The 17,185-nt window shown below is 64.0% G+C and carries 17 protein-coding genes; 15 read left to right on the top strand and 2 right to left on the bottom strand.

The features are described 5' to 3' along the window. The first annotated feature begins 92 nt into the window (after positions 1-92). The 13 genes from KO539_RS20475 (at position 93) to bla (ending at position 12,584) form a co-directional block, all read left to right on the top strand. A complete protein-coding gene (locus tag KO539_RS20475; protein WP_374106468.1) occupies positions 93-794 on the top strand; it encodes a Crp/Fnr family transcriptional regulator in 702 nt (233 codons plus the stop codon). Between the two features lie 62 nt (positions 795-856). Further along, on the top strand, positions 857-1,450 hold the full coding sequence (locus KO539_RS20470; protein WP_219311308.1) for a helix-turn-helix domain-containing protein: 594 nt from the start codon (positions 857-859) through the stop codon (positions 1,448-1,450). Positions 1,451-1,486: 36 nt separating this feature from the next. Continuing rightward, positions 1,487-1,873 carry a DUF2946 domain-containing protein gene (locus KO539_RS20465; RefSeq protein ID WP_219311306.1) on the top strand — a complete coding sequence of 129 codons (387 nt, stop codon included), beginning with the start codon at positions 1,487-1,489 and terminating at the stop codon, positions 1,871-1,873. A gap of 61 nt (positions 1,874-1,934) precedes the next feature. Continuing rightward, entirely contained in the window at positions 1,935-2,531 is a 597-nt protein-coding gene (locus tag KO539_RS20460; RefSeq protein ID WP_257626383.1) for an SCO family protein, read from the top strand. A gap of 19 nt (positions 2,532-2,550) precedes the next feature. Beyond that, positions 2,551-3,021, top strand: coding sequence for a copper chaperone PCu(A)C (locus KO539_RS20455; RefSeq protein ID WP_219311304.1), 471 nt, complete (start codon positions 2,551-2,553; stop codon positions 3,019-3,021). A 123-nt stretch (positions 3,022-3,144) separates the two neighbouring features. Then, entirely contained in the window at positions 3,145-3,819 is a 675-nt protein-coding gene (locus tag KO539_RS20450; protein WP_219311302.1) for a CerR family C-terminal domain-containing protein, read from the top strand. Continuing rightward, positions 3,816-5,024, top strand: a complete 1,209-nt coding sequence (locus KO539_RS20445; protein WP_219311300.1) for a multidrug effflux MFS transporter — start codon at positions 3,816-3,818, stop codon at positions 5,022-5,024. The genes KO539_RS20450 and KO539_RS20445 overlap by 4 nt, the downstream gene beginning before the upstream one ends. A gap of 121 nt (positions 5,025-5,145) precedes the next feature. After that, complete coding sequence (locus KO539_RS20440; protein ID WP_219311298.1) at positions 5,146-6,492, top strand: DUF3422 family protein; 1,347 nt, start codon at positions 5,146-5,148, stop codon at positions 6,490-6,492. Continuing rightward, positions 6,447-7,781, top strand: a complete 1,335-nt coding sequence (locus tag KO539_RS20435; protein ID WP_219311296.1) for a hypothetical protein — start codon at positions 6,447-6,449, stop codon at positions 7,779-7,781. Before KO539_RS20440 ends, KO539_RS20435 begins: the two co-directional genes overlap by 46 nt. Before the next feature lie 59 nt (positions 7,782-7,840). Then, a complete protein-coding gene (locus KO539_RS20430) occupies positions 7,841-9,361 on the top strand; it encodes a hypothetical protein (protein WP_219311294.1) in 1,521 nt (506 codons plus the stop codon). 67 nt (positions 9,362-9,428) lie between these two features. Next, the gene (locus KO539_RS20425; protein ID WP_219311292.1) at positions 9,429-9,821 is read left to right on the top strand and encodes a BlaI/MecI/CopY family transcriptional regulator; all 393 of its coding nucleotides are present in this window, start codon (positions 9,429-9,431) and stop codon (positions 9,819-9,821) included. Continuing rightward, entirely contained in the window at positions 9,818-11,575 is a 1,758-nt protein-coding gene (locus KO539_RS20420; RefSeq protein WP_219311290.1) for a M56 family metallopeptidase, read from the top strand. Before KO539_RS20425 ends, KO539_RS20420 begins: the two co-directional genes overlap by 4 nt. Positions 11,576-11,654: 79 nt before the next feature. After that, positions 11,655-12,584: a subclass B3 metallo-beta-lactamase gene (gene bla / locus KO539_RS20415; protein ID WP_257626382.1), complete on the top strand. Its 930-nt coding sequence runs from the start codon at positions 11,655-11,657 to the stop codon at positions 12,582-12,584. Positions 12,585-12,589: 5 nt separating this feature from the next. Here bla and KO539_RS20410 read toward each other — a convergent pair whose 3' ends face one another. Both KO539_RS20410 and KO539_RS20405 read right to left on the bottom strand, forming a co-directional pair. Continuing rightward, complete coding sequence (locus KO539_RS20410; RefSeq protein ID WP_219311288.1) at positions 12,590-12,913, bottom strand: tetratricopeptide repeat protein; 324 nt, start codon at positions 12,911-12,913, stop codon at positions 12,590-12,592. Between the two features lie 69 nt (positions 12,914-12,982). Beyond that, a complete protein-coding gene (locus KO539_RS20405; protein ID WP_219311287.1) occupies positions 12,983-13,969 on the bottom strand; it encodes a zinc-dependent alcohol dehydrogenase family protein in 987 nt (328 codons plus the stop codon). A 119-nt stretch (positions 13,970-14,088) separates the two neighbouring features. Here KO539_RS20405 and KO539_RS20400 point away from each other — a divergent pair, with 119 nt between their 5' ends. Both KO539_RS20400 and KO539_RS20395 read left to right on the top strand, forming a co-directional pair. Beyond that, a complete protein-coding gene (locus KO539_RS20400) occupies positions 14,089-15,009 on the top strand; it encodes a LysR family transcriptional regulator (RefSeq protein ID WP_219311285.1) in 921 nt (306 codons plus the stop codon). Positions 15,010-15,063: 54 nt separating this feature from the next. After that, the gene (locus tag KO539_RS20395) at positions 15,064-17,166 is read left to right on the top strand and encodes a TonB-dependent siderophore receptor (protein WP_257626381.1); all 2,103 of its coding nucleotides are present in this window, start codon (positions 15,064-15,066) and stop codon (positions 17,164-17,166) included. The last annotated feature ends 19 nt before the right edge of the window (positions 17,167-17,185 follow it).

The following is a 17,185-nucleotide window of genomic DNA, read 5'->3' as shown; positions in this document are numbered from 1 at the left end:
CTGTTTCGGGATTGATACCGGTTAGCATAGCACCGGTGCTGGAAAATCACTGTCATCTTAGTGACAGCTGACGTGTGAAATTGAAGGATGGAATGGATAGCAACGATAGTGTAGAACGTGCGATGCCGGAACTCGACAGCCACGACTGGTTCACGGCCCTCGATGCGCGGCATCAAACCCTGTTGCGCGCCGGCAGTGTGATCAGACATTACGAAGCGGGCGCCTTCATCACGCGACGCGGCGAACCGTCGGCGCACTGGATCGGCGTGCACACGGGCTTGATCAAGCTGGCCGTCTACAACGCCGATGGGCGCGGCGCCACGTTTTCCGGCGTGCCGGCCGGCGGCTGGTGCGGCGAGGGCAGCGTGCTCAAGCGCGAGCTGCGCCGCTACGACGTGGTGGCCGTGCGCGCATCGGGCATCCTCCTCGTGCCGGTGGACCTGTTTCACCTGCTGCTGGCCGAGAGCCTTTCCTTCAATGCCTTCGTCATCCGCCAGCTGAACGAACGCATGGGGCAATTCATCGCCACCATCCAGAATCAGCGCCTGCTGGCCGTCGATGCGCAAGTGGCGCAAGCCATCGCGCAGCTGTTCCACCCCATGTTATATCCGCGCACCTCCAGCGTGCTTGAGCTGTCGCAGGAAGAAATCGGCTTGTTGACGGGCATTTCGCGCCAGCGCGTGAACCAGGCACTGGGCCACTTGGCCGCATTAAACCTCATCAGCATCGCCTACCAGTCGATCCGCGTCGTCGACCTCGACGGCTTGCGCCGTTATGGCGTAGCGTCGCTGTGATGACAGACTGCTTGCGCGATGTATGGCATGCTGGCGGCTCGTTCACCACCTTGACCTGACGCATGGCCCTCGTTTCCGATCATCCCTTGCACCTGCTGGGCTTGCGCTTTCCGCTGCGGCTGCGCGTTACCGTGCGCCAGGGTTTTGTGACTTTGCACAATGAAATCACCACCAAGAAACTGGCCAGCGGCGACAGCTTCGTCGTGCCCGCCTTCTTGCGCTTCGCCTGCGACGTGATGCCGGGGCGGGGCAAGCCGGCCGTGTTCACCCTGGCGCTGGAAGACGATGAGCCCGATGGCGGCCACGGCGGCGGCAAGCGCTGGAGCCAGTCGCTGGCGCAGCACATCTTTGATACGCCGCAAGGCAAATGGACGGCGGCGCGCCTGGCCACCCTGTGGCAAGTGACGCCGCACAAGGCCAGGGCGCGGTTGTTTTCCGAGGGCGAGGCATTGCTCAGCCTGGTGCGCGAGCAGCGCCTGGCGCACGCGCTGCACACGGCGGCGCAAGCGGATGCCGATGGCGTGCATGGCGAGCGCGACCTCGCGCAAGTGGCGGCCGGCTCCGGCTTTGCTTCGATCCCCGCGTTTTGCGACGCCTGCGTGGACGTGGCGGGCGTGCGCCCGAGCCTGTTCCTGCGCGGGCCGGCGCCCGGATAGCCAGACTCCGTTATAATCGGGGCCATGGGATCATTATTGAAGCGAAAACAGTGGCATATGTGGTTCGCCTGCCTGGCGATACTGCTCAATGCGCTGTCGCCGTCCCTGTCGTATGCGTTTGCCTCGCACCATGCGAACGCGAACAATGCCGCCGTCGAGATCTGCTCGGCCAGCGGCGCCGTCTACACGCAGGCCGATCTGGCGCCTGTCGCCACATCCACCACCGGTTCCGCGCTGCACCACATCGAGCATTGCCCGTTCTGCATCAGCCATGCGGGCAGCGTGGGCTTGCCGCCGTCGTCAGCATCGCCGCTGCCCGTCATCACGGGCCACGACCTGTATCCGCCCCTGTTTTACCAGGCGCCGCGGGCGCCGTTCGCCTGGCTGGCCGCCAGCCCGCGCGGCCCCCCTTCAGCTGCCTGAACACCCAGCCACGCCTTCCACGTCTTAACCGTATCCACTACGCCCCTCGGGCCAGAATGCCATGAAACGTCGTTTATTCCTTCTCGCCGGTACGGCGGGATTGCTTACGCTTGCCGCTTGCGAGCCAACGCCGAAACCCCATTACAACGGCCTCGACCTGACGGGAGGCGATTACAAGCCCGACTTCAAATTGAGCGGCCCCGACGGCAAGGTGTACACCCTGGCCGACTTCAAGGGCAAATATGTGATGGTCTTCTTTGGCTTCACGCAATGCCCGGACGTGTGCCCGACAGCCCTGTCGCGCGCGCTGGAAATTCGCCAGAAACTGGGGCCGGACGCCGATAAACTGCAAGTGATCTTCATCAGTATCGACCCCGAACGCGACACACCCGAGTTGCTGGGCGAATACATGCGCGCCTTCGACCCCAGCTTCCTCGGCTTGCGCACGGACCCGAAGAACACGGCGCAGACGGCCTTCAATTACAAGGTCTTTTACCGCAGAGTGCCGAGCGGCAGCTCGTACACGATGGATCACACGGCCATCAGCTATGTGCTCGATGCCGAGGGACGCATGCGCCTGGGCTTGAAGCACCAGTTGACGGGCGACGAGTGCGTGCAAGATATCAAGACCCTGATGAAATCGAAATACACCTTATAACCATACCGAGGAAATAATCATGACCCATTTGAAAACCCTGCTGGCCACGGCCCTGACCGTGCTGTCCTTCTCCGCCATCGCACAAACCAGCGTGCAGATTTCCGACCCGTGGGTGCGCGCCACCGTACCGCAGCAAAAAGCCACGGGTGCCTTCATGCAGATCACGGCGCCGAAAGCCATGCGCCTGCTGGAAGTGCGTTCTCCCGTGGCCGGCGTGGCGGAAATCCATGAAATGAGCATGACGGACAATATGATGCGCATGCGCCAGGTCAAGGAAATCGCCTTGCCAGCCGGCAAAGCCGTCGAGCTGAAGCCGGGCGGCTACCACGTGATGCTGCTGGACCTGAAAGGGCAGGTAAAGGCGGGCGACAAGATCCCGCTGACCCTCGTTGTCGAAGGCGAGGACAAGCGCCGCGTAACCATCGAAGTCAATGCCGTGGCCCGTCCGCTGGGCGCGACCCCGGCGCCGATGCCGGCGATGAAGCACTAAGCCTTTCCGTTACACACTTGAAAGCCCGGTACGCCGGGCTTTTTTGCGTCCGCCTGAAAATTAAACGACTGTTTGATATAATTCGACACAATATTAAACGACTGTTTAAATGATGGGAATGGCATGAGGCAAAAAAAGGAAAACGAGAAAGAAAGCGAACCGGCGCGCACGCGCATCCTGCAAGCGGCCGTCCAGCTGTTTGCCGATGAGGGCTACAAGCTCGCGTCCGTGCGCAGGATCTGCGAGGCGGCCCACGTCAACGTGGCGATGGTCAATTACTATTTTCATGGCAAGGAAGAGCTGTACCTGGCCGCCTTTGATTATGCGCGCGAGCTGGCGCAGGCCTCGGCTGCGGACGTGGCCGCCGCCAGCGCGCAGGCGCAGCTGCCGCCGGTGGAACAGTTGCGCCTGGCCATAGAAGCGCTCGTCTCCGACATGCTGCGCTCCGGTTCCGCGTCCCTGTTCAGCCGCCTGGTGGCGCGCGAGCTGATCGAGCCGACGGCCGCCATCCACAAGCTGGCCGAGCGCAATGTGCGTCCGCAGCACGTGCTGTTCACTCGCTTGATCCGTGGCGTGGTGGGGCCGGCCATGCCCGCCGAGGTGGTGCAGAAATGCGTGTTCAGTGTGATTGGCCAGGTGGTGTTTTATGCCCGTTCGCGCATCGTGCATGAACTGGTGGTGCCGGAAATCACCTATGACGAGGCGGGTATCGCCGATATCGCCCGGCACATTGCCGCCTTCTCGCTGGCGGCCCTCGATGGCTTGCGCCGCCAGCATGTTGCGCAGGAGCTTGCATGAAGGCCCGCAACCTGACTCTGGTGCTGGCCGGGCTGGCCATGCTGGGCCCGTTCGCCACCGATACCTTCCTGCCATCGTTTCCCGCGATCGGCGTGCATTTCGATGTCAGCAGCGTGCTGGTGCAGCAGACCCTGAGCGTCTACCTGGCCGCCTATGCCTTCATGACCTTGTTTTATGGCACCTTGTCCGACTCGTTCGGCCGCCGTCCCGTGATCCTGGCATCCTTGCTGCTTTTTGCCGTCGGCTCCATCGGCGCCGCGTTCGCGCCCAGCTTTGGCTGGCTGTTGTTCTTCCGTGGCATGCAGGGCGCCTCGGCGGGAGCGGGCAGGGTCATCGGCCAGGCCATCGTGCGCGACAGCTTGTCGGGCTCGGCCGCGCAAAAGATGCTGGCCAATATCATGATGGTGTTCGGCATCGCGCCGGCCATCGCCCCCATCATCGGCGGCTGGCTGCACGTGGCGTATGGCTGGCAATCGACGTTCGTGTTCACTTTTTCCGTCACCGTGCTGCTGGCGCTCGCCTGCCTGAAAGGCTTGCCGGAAAGTTTGGCAGTCGAGCAGCGCCAGCCTTTCCACCCAGGCAATATCGCGCGCAATTACTGGCTGGCCTTGCGCCACCGGGCGTTCCTGCTGCGTTCGCTGGCCGTGGCCTTTGCCTTTGGCGGCTTCGCCCTGTACATCGCCTCGGCCCCGCATTTCATCCTGGAACTGCTGCGTCTGCCGGAAACGGCCTTCGGCTGGATGTTCATCCCCATGGTGGCCGGCCTGGTAGGCGGCTCGGCGCTGTCGGGCAAGCTGGCGCATGCGGTGAAAAGCACCGTGCTGGTGCGCTGGGGCTTGCTGGCCATGGCGGCCACGGGCGCGCTCAATATCGCTTACAACCACTGGTTTGCGGCCAGCATCCCGTTCGCCGTCGTGCCCGTGATGCTGTATGCGTTCGGCATGTCGCTGGCTTTGCCGGGCATGACCATGTCCACGCTCGACATTTTCCCGCGGATGCGGGGCCTGGCAGCGTCCCTGCAAAACTTCGTGCAAATGCTGGTGTTTGCGCTAGTGTCCGGTTTTGTCGCACCGCTGCTGTTCGACAGCGCATTTAAATTGGCGCTGGGACAGGCTTCGGCCGTCGTGCTGGCCGCCGCGTTCTGGTGGCTGGGCAGCCGCCAGGAGGAGGAGCAGGGCGTGGCGGGGATTATCAAAACAACATGACTGGCTTTGGAAAAGGATGGCATGCATTCTGCTTTGTTACACTGTGACAATCAGATCCCGCCGCGGGCACAGCAGCACGCGCGCGGGTCTAAGCAGTTTTGCAACTTTACCTTTGGCTATCATGCACTTGATTAACTCCAGTTTGAACCACGCCTTGCGCGTGCCACTGGCTGCGGAAATCCACTCGCGGCCGTTTTTGCAGCTCGACGCCCCCGAGCTGATCACCCATCTGGCCGTCTACAAGGATGACAGCGCGGCGCCCGGTGCGTCGAATATGGCGGCCCAGCACGCCACCCTGGCGGCCCTGTGCACGCATTTCGGCGTCACGCCGCCCGCTGCCGAAGCCAAGTATTTTTATTACGACTTTGGCCGCTTCCGCCTGAAATGGGAATGCCACACGGAATTTGCCACGTTCACCTTTGCCGAGCATCCGGGGCAGGCCTTGCCCCTGGAGCAGGCGTTCGAGCGCATGCCGCTGGAACAGTTGCCGCAGCAGTGGCTGGCGGGCTTGAAGGGCAAGCTGATGGTGGCGGCCCACGTGGTGCTGGAGCAGGCGACAGAGCCTGCCGAGATCTTCATGCAGGGCTTGTCGCGCGTGTTCGAGGGCAATACCCTGGCCGGCAGCAAAGTATTGCAGGGCGGCGAATTGTGGACGGATTTCACGATACAGTCCGACGGCTTCAGCCGTTTCGTCATCCGCGACGCGGGCATGCGCTCGCAGCAGTCGGGCCGATTGGTGCAGCGCGTGTTGGAAATCGAAACCTACCGCATGATGGCCTTGCTGGGCTTGCCCTACGCCATGCAGGCGGCGCCATCGTTGAACGCCATCGAGAACGAACTGGCCACCTTGGCCGCCGCCATGGTCGATACGGACGACGCGCCGGGCCTGGCCAAGAGCGACGACGGTGTCTCCGAGCAAGCCTTGCTCGACCGCATCACGCGCCTGGCGGCCCGCATTGAAAAGCTGTCGCTCGACAATAGCTACCGTTTTTCCGCCTCGAAAGCCTACATGGGTCTCGTCAAGGCGCGCATCGACGAGTTGCGCGAGGTGCGTATCGAAGGCATCCCGACGGTTGAGGAATTCATGGATCGCCGTTTGACGCCCGCCATGAACACCTGCGAAGCGATGGCCAGCCGCCAGGAAGCGATGGCGCAGCGCATTGCCAACACGAATGATTTGCTGCGCACGCGCGTGGGCATCGTGCAGGAATTGCAAAACCGGCAAATCCTGCAATCGATGAACGCCCGCGCCGCACAGCAGTTGCAACTGCAGCAGGCGGTGGAAGGCTTGTCCGTGGCGGCGATCTCGTACTACGTGATCGGCCTGTTCAGCTACACGGGCAAGGCGGCCAAGGTGATGGGCTTGCCCGTGAATCCGGAAATCCTCGTCGGCGCCCTGGTGCCGTTCGTGGCCGCGGCCGTATGGCTGGGCCTGCGGCGCATGCACCACAAGCTGCACGCGAACTGAACAGGACGACGCTGCGCTGTCATTTTTGCTATCTTTCAACATTCGACCGTCAGGTATTGTTGAAAGGAAGCAGAGTGCCAGCGAATGTTGCCGATGTGCTTAATGAATATGTTTCCAGGCGCCAGCTTGTCGATGAAGCGAGACAACGGCAATTCAATGCGCCTGTCGGTGACGAGGATGTAATGGTTGGCGGGCAATTATTGCCGCCATATACGTCCAGGATCGACGACAGCATCTTGCAAACGGTCAGCGACTTGTCCGAGCTGGACCGCCTGCCACGGCTGATGCGCCTCGCCACACGCCACGGCACTCTTGAACTGATGGAGTATGTTGCCCGGCATCCTTTCCTGCATGAACTGAGCTGGCAATCGTCCACCGTCAGCGAGCCCGATTTCAGCCAGAGCAATCTGGCGCGCCTGAATGTGGATCTGACAGGCGTCTCATGCCTGAAGCTCAATCCTGTCCTGCATTCCCTGGCCTTGCGCGGGGCGCCTTCACCAGGGCTACGCATGGTTGATGGCCATGAGGGGCAGTTTCTGGCCCTGGAATGCGAGCAAGGCGTGCCGCCGTTCTCCGGTCTCGACCGGGTCGCTGATTTGTCGCTGGTCGGGGTGAGGGAACTCGACTTGGCCGCAGTGGCGCAGCGCTTTCCCGGGCTGCGGCAGTTGCGCATCTGGGGCAAGCCGGGCATGCTTGCCCATCTGCCCGCCATCGCGCAACTGAAACAGTTGCAGACGTTCACCGCTGACAATCTGTTCGGCTACGGCGCCGACGATATTCCGTCCGCCTCTCAATTGCCGCAGCTTGCCACCTTGTCGATGAACAGCCTGCCGGACGACGCGGCCAAGGCCATCAAGGCCAACTTCAGGCAGGCGGCGGCTCAGGGACTGAAACTGCGCATTAGCAAGCCGCGCAAGCCGGAATGGCTGGCTGAAAACCTGCTCAATCCCTTCCGCGACTGGGATGGCCGTGCGAATATTTCCGCCACCCAGGCGAAAAAGGCGGCGCAAGCCTACAAACAGCTGTTGGCCGGCACCCGCGCGATCGATGCGGCGATGGACGCCGCCAGCGTGGCCGAGGTGCTCAGTGCGATGATTGACGCCTATGTCGGCGTGTTCAATCAGCTTGATCGGCGCGCCCGCATAATCGAAACGGTGGAGCGCGAAGAGATCGGCACGGCGCTGGCGGGCCTGTTGGAGCCGCTGGTGCGGCAATTGGGGGAACGGGGTGTGGCGCTGGCCGATGAGGCGGTGCTGCTGCAACGGTTCGATGCACTGCGCGAATTTTAGCGTGAAGACGGCGCATCCCACCCTGCCGGGACAGCTCCCTATTTAAAAAGGAAATTAGAGTGCTAGCAACTGTCGGAGATATCTACAGTGTGTTTTCAACGGAGCTGCAGCAGTACGTGGCTTGCCAGGTCACCCGCATCAAGGATACGTCATCGTCCAGGCCGGTAGCTGCCGTGCTGGAGCTGGACTGGACCGGCGACGCCTTGCCCGATGCGGCGGCCGTGCAAGCCATGCGGCCATTGCTGTGCGACTATTTCTTCTGGAATAATCGCCACGATCACTGCTATGCCACGGCGAACGTGCCGCCTGGCCATACCCTCGTTGGCAATATCGCGCCGCTGGTCGATGTGGAAGTCAACAGCTACCGCAGCGGCTGGAACGTGGGCGACAGCGTGCTGCGCCAGCGCAACTGGGAGCGCATCGATCCGCTGCGGCGCCAGCAATTCAAGGCCGCGTCGGACGAGCGTGAAGTAACAGTCGGCGGCCAGGTCTTCCGCCAGGACGCGACGAAAATCGATGACAGCGTCTTGCAGGCGCTGGACGACATCTCCGAGCTGGAGCAACTGCCTTGCCTGATGTCCATCGAGACGGCCGACGGCACGCAGGCCTTGATGGAGTTTATCCAGGGAAATCCCTTCGTCAATGAGCTGCACTGGCAATCATCGACGGTGCATGTGCTCGATTTCAGCGGTAGCGGCTTGAGCCGTTTGATCCTGCAGCCCGATGGCGTCAGCAGCCTGGTCTTGAACGAAGGCCTGGGCCTGCTCGCGTTGCGCGGCGCGCCAGCGCCGGCGCTGCGCATCAAGGATGGCGCCGATGGCCGCCATCTGACACTGCAGTGCACGCAGACGCTGCCGCCGTTCCACGGTCTCGACCAGCTGGGCGGCCTGTCGCTGGTCAGCATGAAGGACGTCGATCTGGCGCAGGTGGCGCAGCGCTTTCCCCATTTGACGGCCTTGCGCATCTGGGGCAAACCGGGGCTGGCGTCGCAGATGGCCAGCCTGGCGCAGCTGAGCCAGCTGCGGATGTTCACCGCCTATGACCTGTTCGGTTACACGGCGGAGGAGTTTCCATCGGCCACGCAATTGCCGCAGTTGTCGGCCTTGTGGCTGACCAGCCTGCCCGCCGATGTGGCCAAGGCCATCAAGGCCGGCTACAAGAAAGCGGCGGCGCTGGGACTGGACTTGTCGGTGAGCAAGGCGCGCAAGCCGGAATGGCTGGCGGACAACCTGCTCAACCCCTTCCGCGACTGGGATGGCCGCGAGCATATTTCCCCCGCGTATGCGAAAAAGGCGGCGCTGGCCTACAAGAACATGCTGGCCGTAACGCGCGGCATCGATGCCGCCATGGACGCGACGGCGGCGGCGGCCGCGCTGGAAGCGATGGTCACCGGCTATGTCGATGCATTCAACAAGATCGAGCGGCGCGCCAGCATCATCGAGACGGTCGAGCGCGAGGAAATCTACACGGTGCTGGCGGAGCTGCTGGTGCAGCTGCGGCAGCAATTGGGCGGGCAGGGCGCCGAGCTCGTCGACGAGGCGGCCTTGCTGGAGCTGTTCGACCGCTTGCGCGAGTTCTAGGGCCATCGCCAGGCATTCTAGAAAAAAAGTTCTAGACATTGAGTTCTAGAATCGGTATTCTGGCGGCATGTTAAAAAATACCTCCACTCCCCATCCCACAGCCGCCGAACTGGACCTGCTGCGCATCCTGTGGCAACGCGGTCCGTCCGACGCGCGCGCCGTGTATGACGCCCTGGCCGCCGAGCGTGGCGACGCCAGTTACGCCACCGTGCTGCGCCAGCTGCAGCTGATGCATGGCAAGGGCTTGCTGAGCCGCGATGAAAGCCAGCGGCCGCAGCTGTATGCGGCCGTCGAAGCGCAGGAAAAGTTACAGACCAGCTTGCTCAAGGACTTGATCGGCAAGGTGTTTTCCGGCTCCGGCAAGGCGCTCGTGCTGACGGCGCTGCGCGAGCACGTGAGTGACGCGGAACGCCTGGAAATTGAAAAGATCCTGCGCAGCAAGGACGGCAAGGCGCCATGAACCTGGACATGGGCTTGGGCATTGAGTTGGGCAAGCTGGTCCCTGCGCTGGGCTGGGTCTTGCTGTATTTTGTCTGGCAGGGCGTGATCGTCGGCGCAATGTCCGCCGTCCTGCTGTGGCTGTTGCGCCACGCCAGCGCGCGCTGGCGCTATGCCGTTTGCGCGCTGGCGCTGCTGTTGTGCCTGTGTATTCCCACCGTCCACCTGCTCTCGCTCCTGTCCGGCACAGCGCTGGTCCAGCTGCCCATGGCCGCGCCGCCCGCCTGGCATGCCGTGCTGCAAGCGTGGATGCCGGCCCTGGTGCTGGCCTGGAGCGCCGGCGTTGGCCTGATGAGCTTGCGGCTGTGCCTGGGCCTGGCCTGGGTCGGCAAGCTGCGCCGCCAGGCGGTGGCCGCACCCGCCATCTGGCAGGCGCGCCTCGATGCGCTGGCTTTGCGCATGGGCCTGCACGGGCGGCCGCCGCTGAAGCTGCACGCCGGGCTGGCCAGTCCCGTCACCGTGGGCTTCTGGCGTCCCGTCGTCCTGCTGCCGGCCGCCTTGCTGAGCGGCATGCCCGTCGCCTTGCTCGAAGCGCTGCTGGCGCATGAGCTGGCGCACGTGCGGCGCTGGGATTACCTGGTCAATCTGTTGCAAAGCGTGGCCGAGGCGCTGCTGTTTTTTCACCCCGTCGTCTGGTGGCTGTCGGCGCGCATGCGGGCCGAACGGGAACAGGTGGCCGATGCCCTGGCCGCGCAAGCGCTGCAAGACCCGCAGCAACTGGCCACGGCGCTGCATGCGCTGTCCTTGCAGACGGCCGCGCCAAACCATTCCGGTTTGCTGATGTCGGCCCGGGGCGGGGCATTGCTCACACGCATAGAACGCTTGATGGCGCCCGGCCTGGACAGCGGCAGCTGGAAGATGGCCGTGCCCGCCTTGCTGCTGGCCTGTGCCACCTTGCTGCTGCAGACGCAGGGCAAGCCCGAAGTCAGCGGGGCGATCCTTGCCGAGGCCGCCGTCGGCATGCTGGACTTGCCCGTCAGCGCGAAACACATGCTGGTGTTCGATGACGCCAGCGGCAAGGTATTGATGGCGAAAGACGCGGACGCCGTCGTACCCATCGCCTCGATCACCAAGCTGATGACGGCCATGGTGGTGCTCGACGCGGCGCAGGATAAGGAAGAGCAAGTGCACATCGTGCGCGCCGATGGCGACGCGTCGCTGCAGCGCCGCAGCCTGCTGGCCGATGGCGTGGCCGTGTCGCGCGGCGCGCTGTTGCAACTGGCGCTGTTGCCGTCCGAAAACCGCGCCGCCGCCGCGCTGGCGCGCACCTATCCGGGCGGCAGCGCGGCTTTTAATGACGCCTTGCAAGCGAAGATCCGCCACCTGGGCTTGAGGCGCACCACCTTGCTGGATCCCGTCGGCAGTTCGCCCGCGAATACGTCCACGGCCAGCGAGGTGGCGAAGATCGTCGCGGCGGCCGCGCGCTATCCGGACATCGCGCGCATCACCAGCCACCCGCAAGCGAGCGTGGCCGTCAATGGCAAGCTGCGCACCTTGCACAACACCAACCCGCTGGTCGGTGGCAAAGGCTGGGACATTGTGCTGTCGAAAACGGGCAGCAGCCATGAGGCGGGCAGCTGCCTGACCATGCGCATGCGCAGCGGCGGCAAGCACGTCACCGTGGTGCTGCTGGACGCCGCCGGCGCGCAGCGGCGCTCGCTTGACGCCGGACACATCCGCGACACCCTGGCCGACAGGACCGGTCGCATGCATTGATACCCCCCCCCGGGCGCGCCAGTGCGGGCGCCCATCTTTTTACACTCTGGAGATGAAGATGACACTATTGGCGAAGTTGATGCTGGCTACGGTTGCGACCATGGCGGCTGGCACGGTGCAGGCGAAGACGCCGGCGACTGTACAGGATAAACCGGTGAATTGTGATAATTGCAAGGAATGGAACGCGCCCGTCAAGCCGTTCAATGTCTTTGGCAATACCTGGTATGTGGGCACGGCAGGCTTGTCGGCCGTGCTGGTGACGAGTCCGCAGGGCCATATCCTGCTTGACGGCGCGCTGCCGCAATCGGCGCCCCTGATCATCGCAAACATCAAGGCGCTGGGCTTTCGCATCGAGGATGTGAAATACATCCTCAATTCGCACGCCCATTGGGACCACGCGGGTGGCATTGCCGCGCTGCAGCGGGCCAGCGGCGCCATCGTGATGGCCAGCGCAGCGGCCGCCCCGGTGCTGCAAAGCGGCACCAACGGCAAGGATGATCCGCAGTACCAGGCCGATCCCGTCGTGCATGTGGCCAAGGTGCGCAAGGTCAGCCTGGTGGGCGAGGGCGATACCGTCAAGGTAGGACCGTTGTCCTTGACGGCCCACATGACGCCGGGCCACACCCCCGGCGGCACGACATGGACGTGGACGTCGTGCGAAGGCCAGCGCTGCCTGGACGTCGTGTATGCGGATAGCCTGAACCCGTATTCCAGCGGCGATTTTACTTACACGGGCAAGGGTGGCAAGCCCGATATCTCGGCCTCGTTCGAAGCGAGCATCGCCAAGGTGGCCGCCTTGCCATGCGACATCATCATCCCCGTGCATCCGGGCACGACGGACGTGCTGGGCAAGGCAGCCAGGCGCAGCGGTCAAGACAATCCCCTGATCGACGCCGGCGCCTGCCGCGCCTATGCGGCCGAAGCGGGCGGCTTGCTGGCCAAAAAGCTGGCGAAAGAACGGGGCGTGGCGTTACCAGCCGAAGCCAAAGGTGCGGCGCACGCGCATTAAGCCTTTTACCCTGCCGCCTGCCGCTGTTTGTGCAGGCGTTTCAGAAATACCATCATTTCCTTGACGGCTTGCAAGTCGCCTTGCTGCTGGGCCACGCTCACGCCCGTGGTCCAGACGGCTTGCGCTTCGTCCGGGCGGCCCAGCTGATGCAAGGCCTTGCCCAGCAGTTTCCAGGCGGCGGAATAGCCGGGCTGCTGCACGGTGGCTTGCGCCAGGTGCAAGGCGGCTTGCTCGGCGTCATGGTCTTTCAGGCAAGCATCTCCCAGGCCAAAGCGCAGCAAGGCATTGTCGCGCCCCTGCGCCAGCAGTTTTTCCAGATTTTCACGCATGCCCGGCTCCTTAATATGCAAGTTAATGCTTGCATATTAACGCTTGAGCGTGCGGGAAACAAGCGGCGTTCAATCCTGCACATCCACCACCAGCTTGCCGCGCGCGCTGCCGTCCATCTGCGCCACATGCGCTTCGTGCGCCGTGCACAAGGTAAAACGGCGTGGATCGAGCCGCACCTGCAGTTTGCCCGCCTCGATCAGCTTGTTGGCTTCGCGCAGGATGGCGCCGTGGCGGGCATGATTCTCACCGTTCAACAGGGGTAGCAGCGTGAACACGCCCGAGTACGTCGCCGCGCGCGCCGTCAGCGGGCTCAGGGCGAACGTGCCCCAGCCGAGGCAGCTGACGACGTGGCCGCCGTAGAGGCGTGCCGCCTGGAAGCTGGCATCGAGGGTGGCGCCGCCCACCGTGTCGTAGACGATGTCGAAGCCGGTGCCGCCCGTGTGTTCGGCCACGTAGTCGTCCACCGTGCTGGTCCGGTAATCGATGAAGCGGGCGCCCAGCGCTTCGATGGCATCGCGGCTGGCCGCGCTGCCCGTGGCATACACTGTGGCGCCAAGGGCGACGGCGAGCTGCACGGCCATGTGGCCCACGCCGCCCGCGCCGCCATGCACGAGCACACTGTCGCCGGCCTTCACGTGGGCGCGGTCGACCAAGCCTTCCCAGGCCGTGATGAAGACGAGGGGCAGGGCGGCCGCTACACGCATGCTCAGCGCTGGCGGCACGGGCGCCAGCAGCGCTGCATCGAAGACGCCGTATTCGGCCAGCGAGCCCTGGACGCCGGCTATGCCGCCGGCCATGCCATAGACTGTTGTGCCAACGTGAAAAGTCGTCACGCCATCGCCGACGGCCGCCACCGTGCCGGCCACGTCGATGCCGAGGATGGCGGGCAGGCGGGGCCGGGCGTGCGGGGCGGCGCCAGCGGCGATTTTCGTGTCGAGCGGATTGACGCCGCTGGCGGCGATGCGCACGAGCACTTGACCGGGGCCGGGCTGCGGCACAGGCAGGTTTTCGATGGACATGGGGGCGGCAAAGCTGGTGAGGACGAGGGCTTGCATGGGGTTCTCCTGTGGTTGATGCCCCAGTCTAGGCGGTGACGGCGCAAAGAAAAACGGGGCGCGGCCCCATACACTATTTCGATATCGTGGATAATCATAGTCAAACAGGAGGGGAATGCATGGACAGGCTGGAAGCGATGCAGGTGTTTTGCGCCGTGGTCGAGGCGGGCGGTTTCAGCAAGGCGGCGCAGCGCCTGGGCATCTCGACCTCGTCCGTGACGAACCAGGTGGCGGCACTGGAAAAACACTTTGGCGTGCGCCTCTTGCAGCGCACCACGCGCAGCATGTCGCTGACGGCGGAAGGCCAGCACTGCCATGCGCAGGCGCGCCAGTTGCTGGCCGACATGGCGGCGCTGGAGTCCAGTCTTGAACAAGCTGCCGGGAAACCCTCGGGCAGCTTGCGCGTGGACATGCCCAGCAGCATCAGCCGCAATCTGGTGGCGCCTGCCTTGCCCCGCTTTATCGCCGCCTATCCCGACATCGCCCTGCGCCTGACCGTCAGCGATCGCCTGGTCGATATGGTGGAAGAGGGTATCGACGTGATGCTGCGCATCGGTGAACCGCAGGATTCGTCGCTGGTGGCGCGCAGCCTGCTGAAGATGGATTATCTGTGCTGCGCCTCGCCCGCCTTTGTCGCCCGGCATGGCCTGCCGTGCACGCCGCAGGAGCTGGACCAGTTTGCCTGCCTGCATTTCGTGTATCCGAAAGCGCGCCAGGTGCGGCCGTGGCTGTTCCAGGCCGAGAAGGGAGAGGGGGGCGACGCGGCGTATGCGCATACGCCCCCGGCCGCCTTGTCCTTCGACCATATCGAATCGATGATCGCTGCCGCCCAGGCCGGCTGCGGCATCGTGCAGGCGCTGTCTGTTTCCGTGTTGCAGCCGCTGCGTGAAGGCAGCCTCGTGCCCGTGCTGCAAGCGTTCCGTACGCGGGGGCCGGACCTGTGGGCGCTGTTCCATCCGCGCCAGCTGCGCGCGGCGAAGGTGCAAGTGTTCGTGGAGTTTTTGGCACAGATTGTTGATGAAGGCTTTAATGAGAATTGATTATCAATTATAATGCAAGCCTATTGCATTGAATTGTCCATAGTCAGGAATCCCATGTCCGTGTTTTACCGCCGCCACGTGGCGCTTTTGCTGGCCGCCGCCTCGCCCCTGGTGCTGGCAGCCGACCCTGCCGCCGACACACTCGACGCGCAGGACGTCGTCACCGTCAAGGCCGAGCGCCAGCATTACCGCAGCTTGTCCGCCACGGGCGCCACCAAGACGGATGCCTTGCTGATGGACTTGCCTCAAAGCGTGCGCGTGCTGACCGGCGACCTGCTGCGCGACGCCGGCGTGACGACTTTGGCCGGCGCGCTGGACCTGGCCAGCGGTATTGCAAAGCAAAGTCCGCTGGGCGGCCTGTGGGACAGCTACGCCATGCGCGGCTTTACGGGCGACCCGAATTTCGGCTCCGACTATATGGTCAACGGCTTCAGTTCCAGCCGCGGCTACAACGGCATGCGCGACGGCGGCAATACGCAGGCCGTGGAAGTGCTGAAAGGCCCCGCGTCGGCCCTGTACGGCCGGGGCGAGCCGGGCGGCACGGTGAACATCACCACCAAGAAGCCGAAGTTCGCGCCTGAATACAGTGCTGATCTATCGCTGGGTAGCTTCCAGACGCGCCGCGCCGCCGTCGACTTGACGGGACCGTTGAGCGGCACCATCGCCTACCGCCTGAACGCCGCGCATGAAGAGGGGCACAGCTTTCGCGATACGGTGAAGGTCGAACGCAGCCTGTTTTCTCCGTCCTTCCTCTGGCTGGCGGGCGAGCACACGACCGTGTCGTATGAAATCGAAGCCGTGCGGCAGCGCGCCCCGTTCGACCGCGGCGTCGTCACCGTGAATGGCAAGCTGGGGGCGGTGCCCGTGTCGCGCTTCCTGGGCGAACCGGACGACAGCCCCATGACGGTCAAGTCGCTGGGGCAGCAACTGTTCATTCACCACGCGCTGTCCGATGACTGGACGGTGCAGGCGGGTGCGTCCTACCGCGACAGCGAATTGCGCGGTTATTCGACCGAGGCGAGCAAGCTGCTGGCCGATGGCCGCACCTTGAACCGCCAGCGCCGCCACCGCGATTTTTCGGCCACCGACGTGTCGGCACGCGTTGAAGTGCTGGGCAAGGTCAAAACGGGCGCGCTGGCGCACGAGGTGCTGGCCGGTGTCGATGCCTATCACTTCGATGACCACCGGGTGCAGCTGCGTCGCAATCCCTCGGCCGCCAACGCCTATGCCATCGACATTTTCAATCCCGTGTATGGCGGCAAGGCCGCTCCGCTGGCCCTGTCCATCGACACGCAGGAAGGACAAAGGGCGCGCGGCTTGTATGCGCAGGACCAGGTCGACCTGGGCGCGCAATGGAAGGCGCTGGTCGGCGTGCGCCACAATACGTACACGCAGGACGTGACGAACAATCACCTGCACGTGAGCAACCGCCAGTCGCTGTCGGCCACCAGTCCGCGCGCGGGCCTCGTCTACCAGCCGTCGCAGGCGTGGTCGCTGTACGCGAGCGCGGCCAAGGGTTTCCGGCCCAACAGCGGCATCAGCATCGCCAACCAGGCTTTCCCGGCCGAGCGCAGCCGCTCGTATGAGCTGGGCGCGAAGCTGGAAACGGGCAAGCTGACGGGCACCGTGGCCGTGTACGACATCCGCAAGAGCAATGTGCTGACGACCAATCCCGCGAATACGGACTTCGCCATCGCGGCGGGCGAGGTGGGCAGCCGTGGCCTGGAACTCGACGTCTCGGGCGAAGTGGCGCGCGGCTTGCGCGTCTCGGGCGCCTATGCCTACACCAACGCCACCGTCACGCGCGGCGACAATACGATCGTGACGGGCAGCCGCTTCGCCAACGTGCCGCGCCACAGCGCCAACCTGCTGGCCACGCAGCAATTCGCGCTGGGTACGGGCACGGCCAGCGTGGGTGGCGGCCTGCAATACGTGGGCGAGCGCCTGGGCGACGTGGCCGTCAGCAGCAGCTTTACCCTGCCTGCCTACACGACGGCCAAGCTGCTGGCATCGTATTCGCCGACTGCGAAACTGCGCCTGGCGTTGAACGTGGAAAACCTGTTCAACCGCAGCTACTATGCGAGTTCGTATAGCCAGCTGTGGGTGGCGCCGGGGGCGGAGCGTGCGGTGACTTTGAATGCGCATTACAGGTTTTGATGTGTCCACCCAACGGCAA

Origin of the sequence: Janthinobacterium sp. NKUCC06_STL (genome assembly GCF_019345455.1) — a bacterium.
GTDB classification, from domain to species: Bacteria; Pseudomonadota; Gammaproteobacteria; order Burkholderiales; family Burkholderiaceae_D; genus Janthinobacterium; species Janthinobacterium rivuli.
This window is presented reverse-complemented; position numbering and strand designations above follow the sequence as displayed.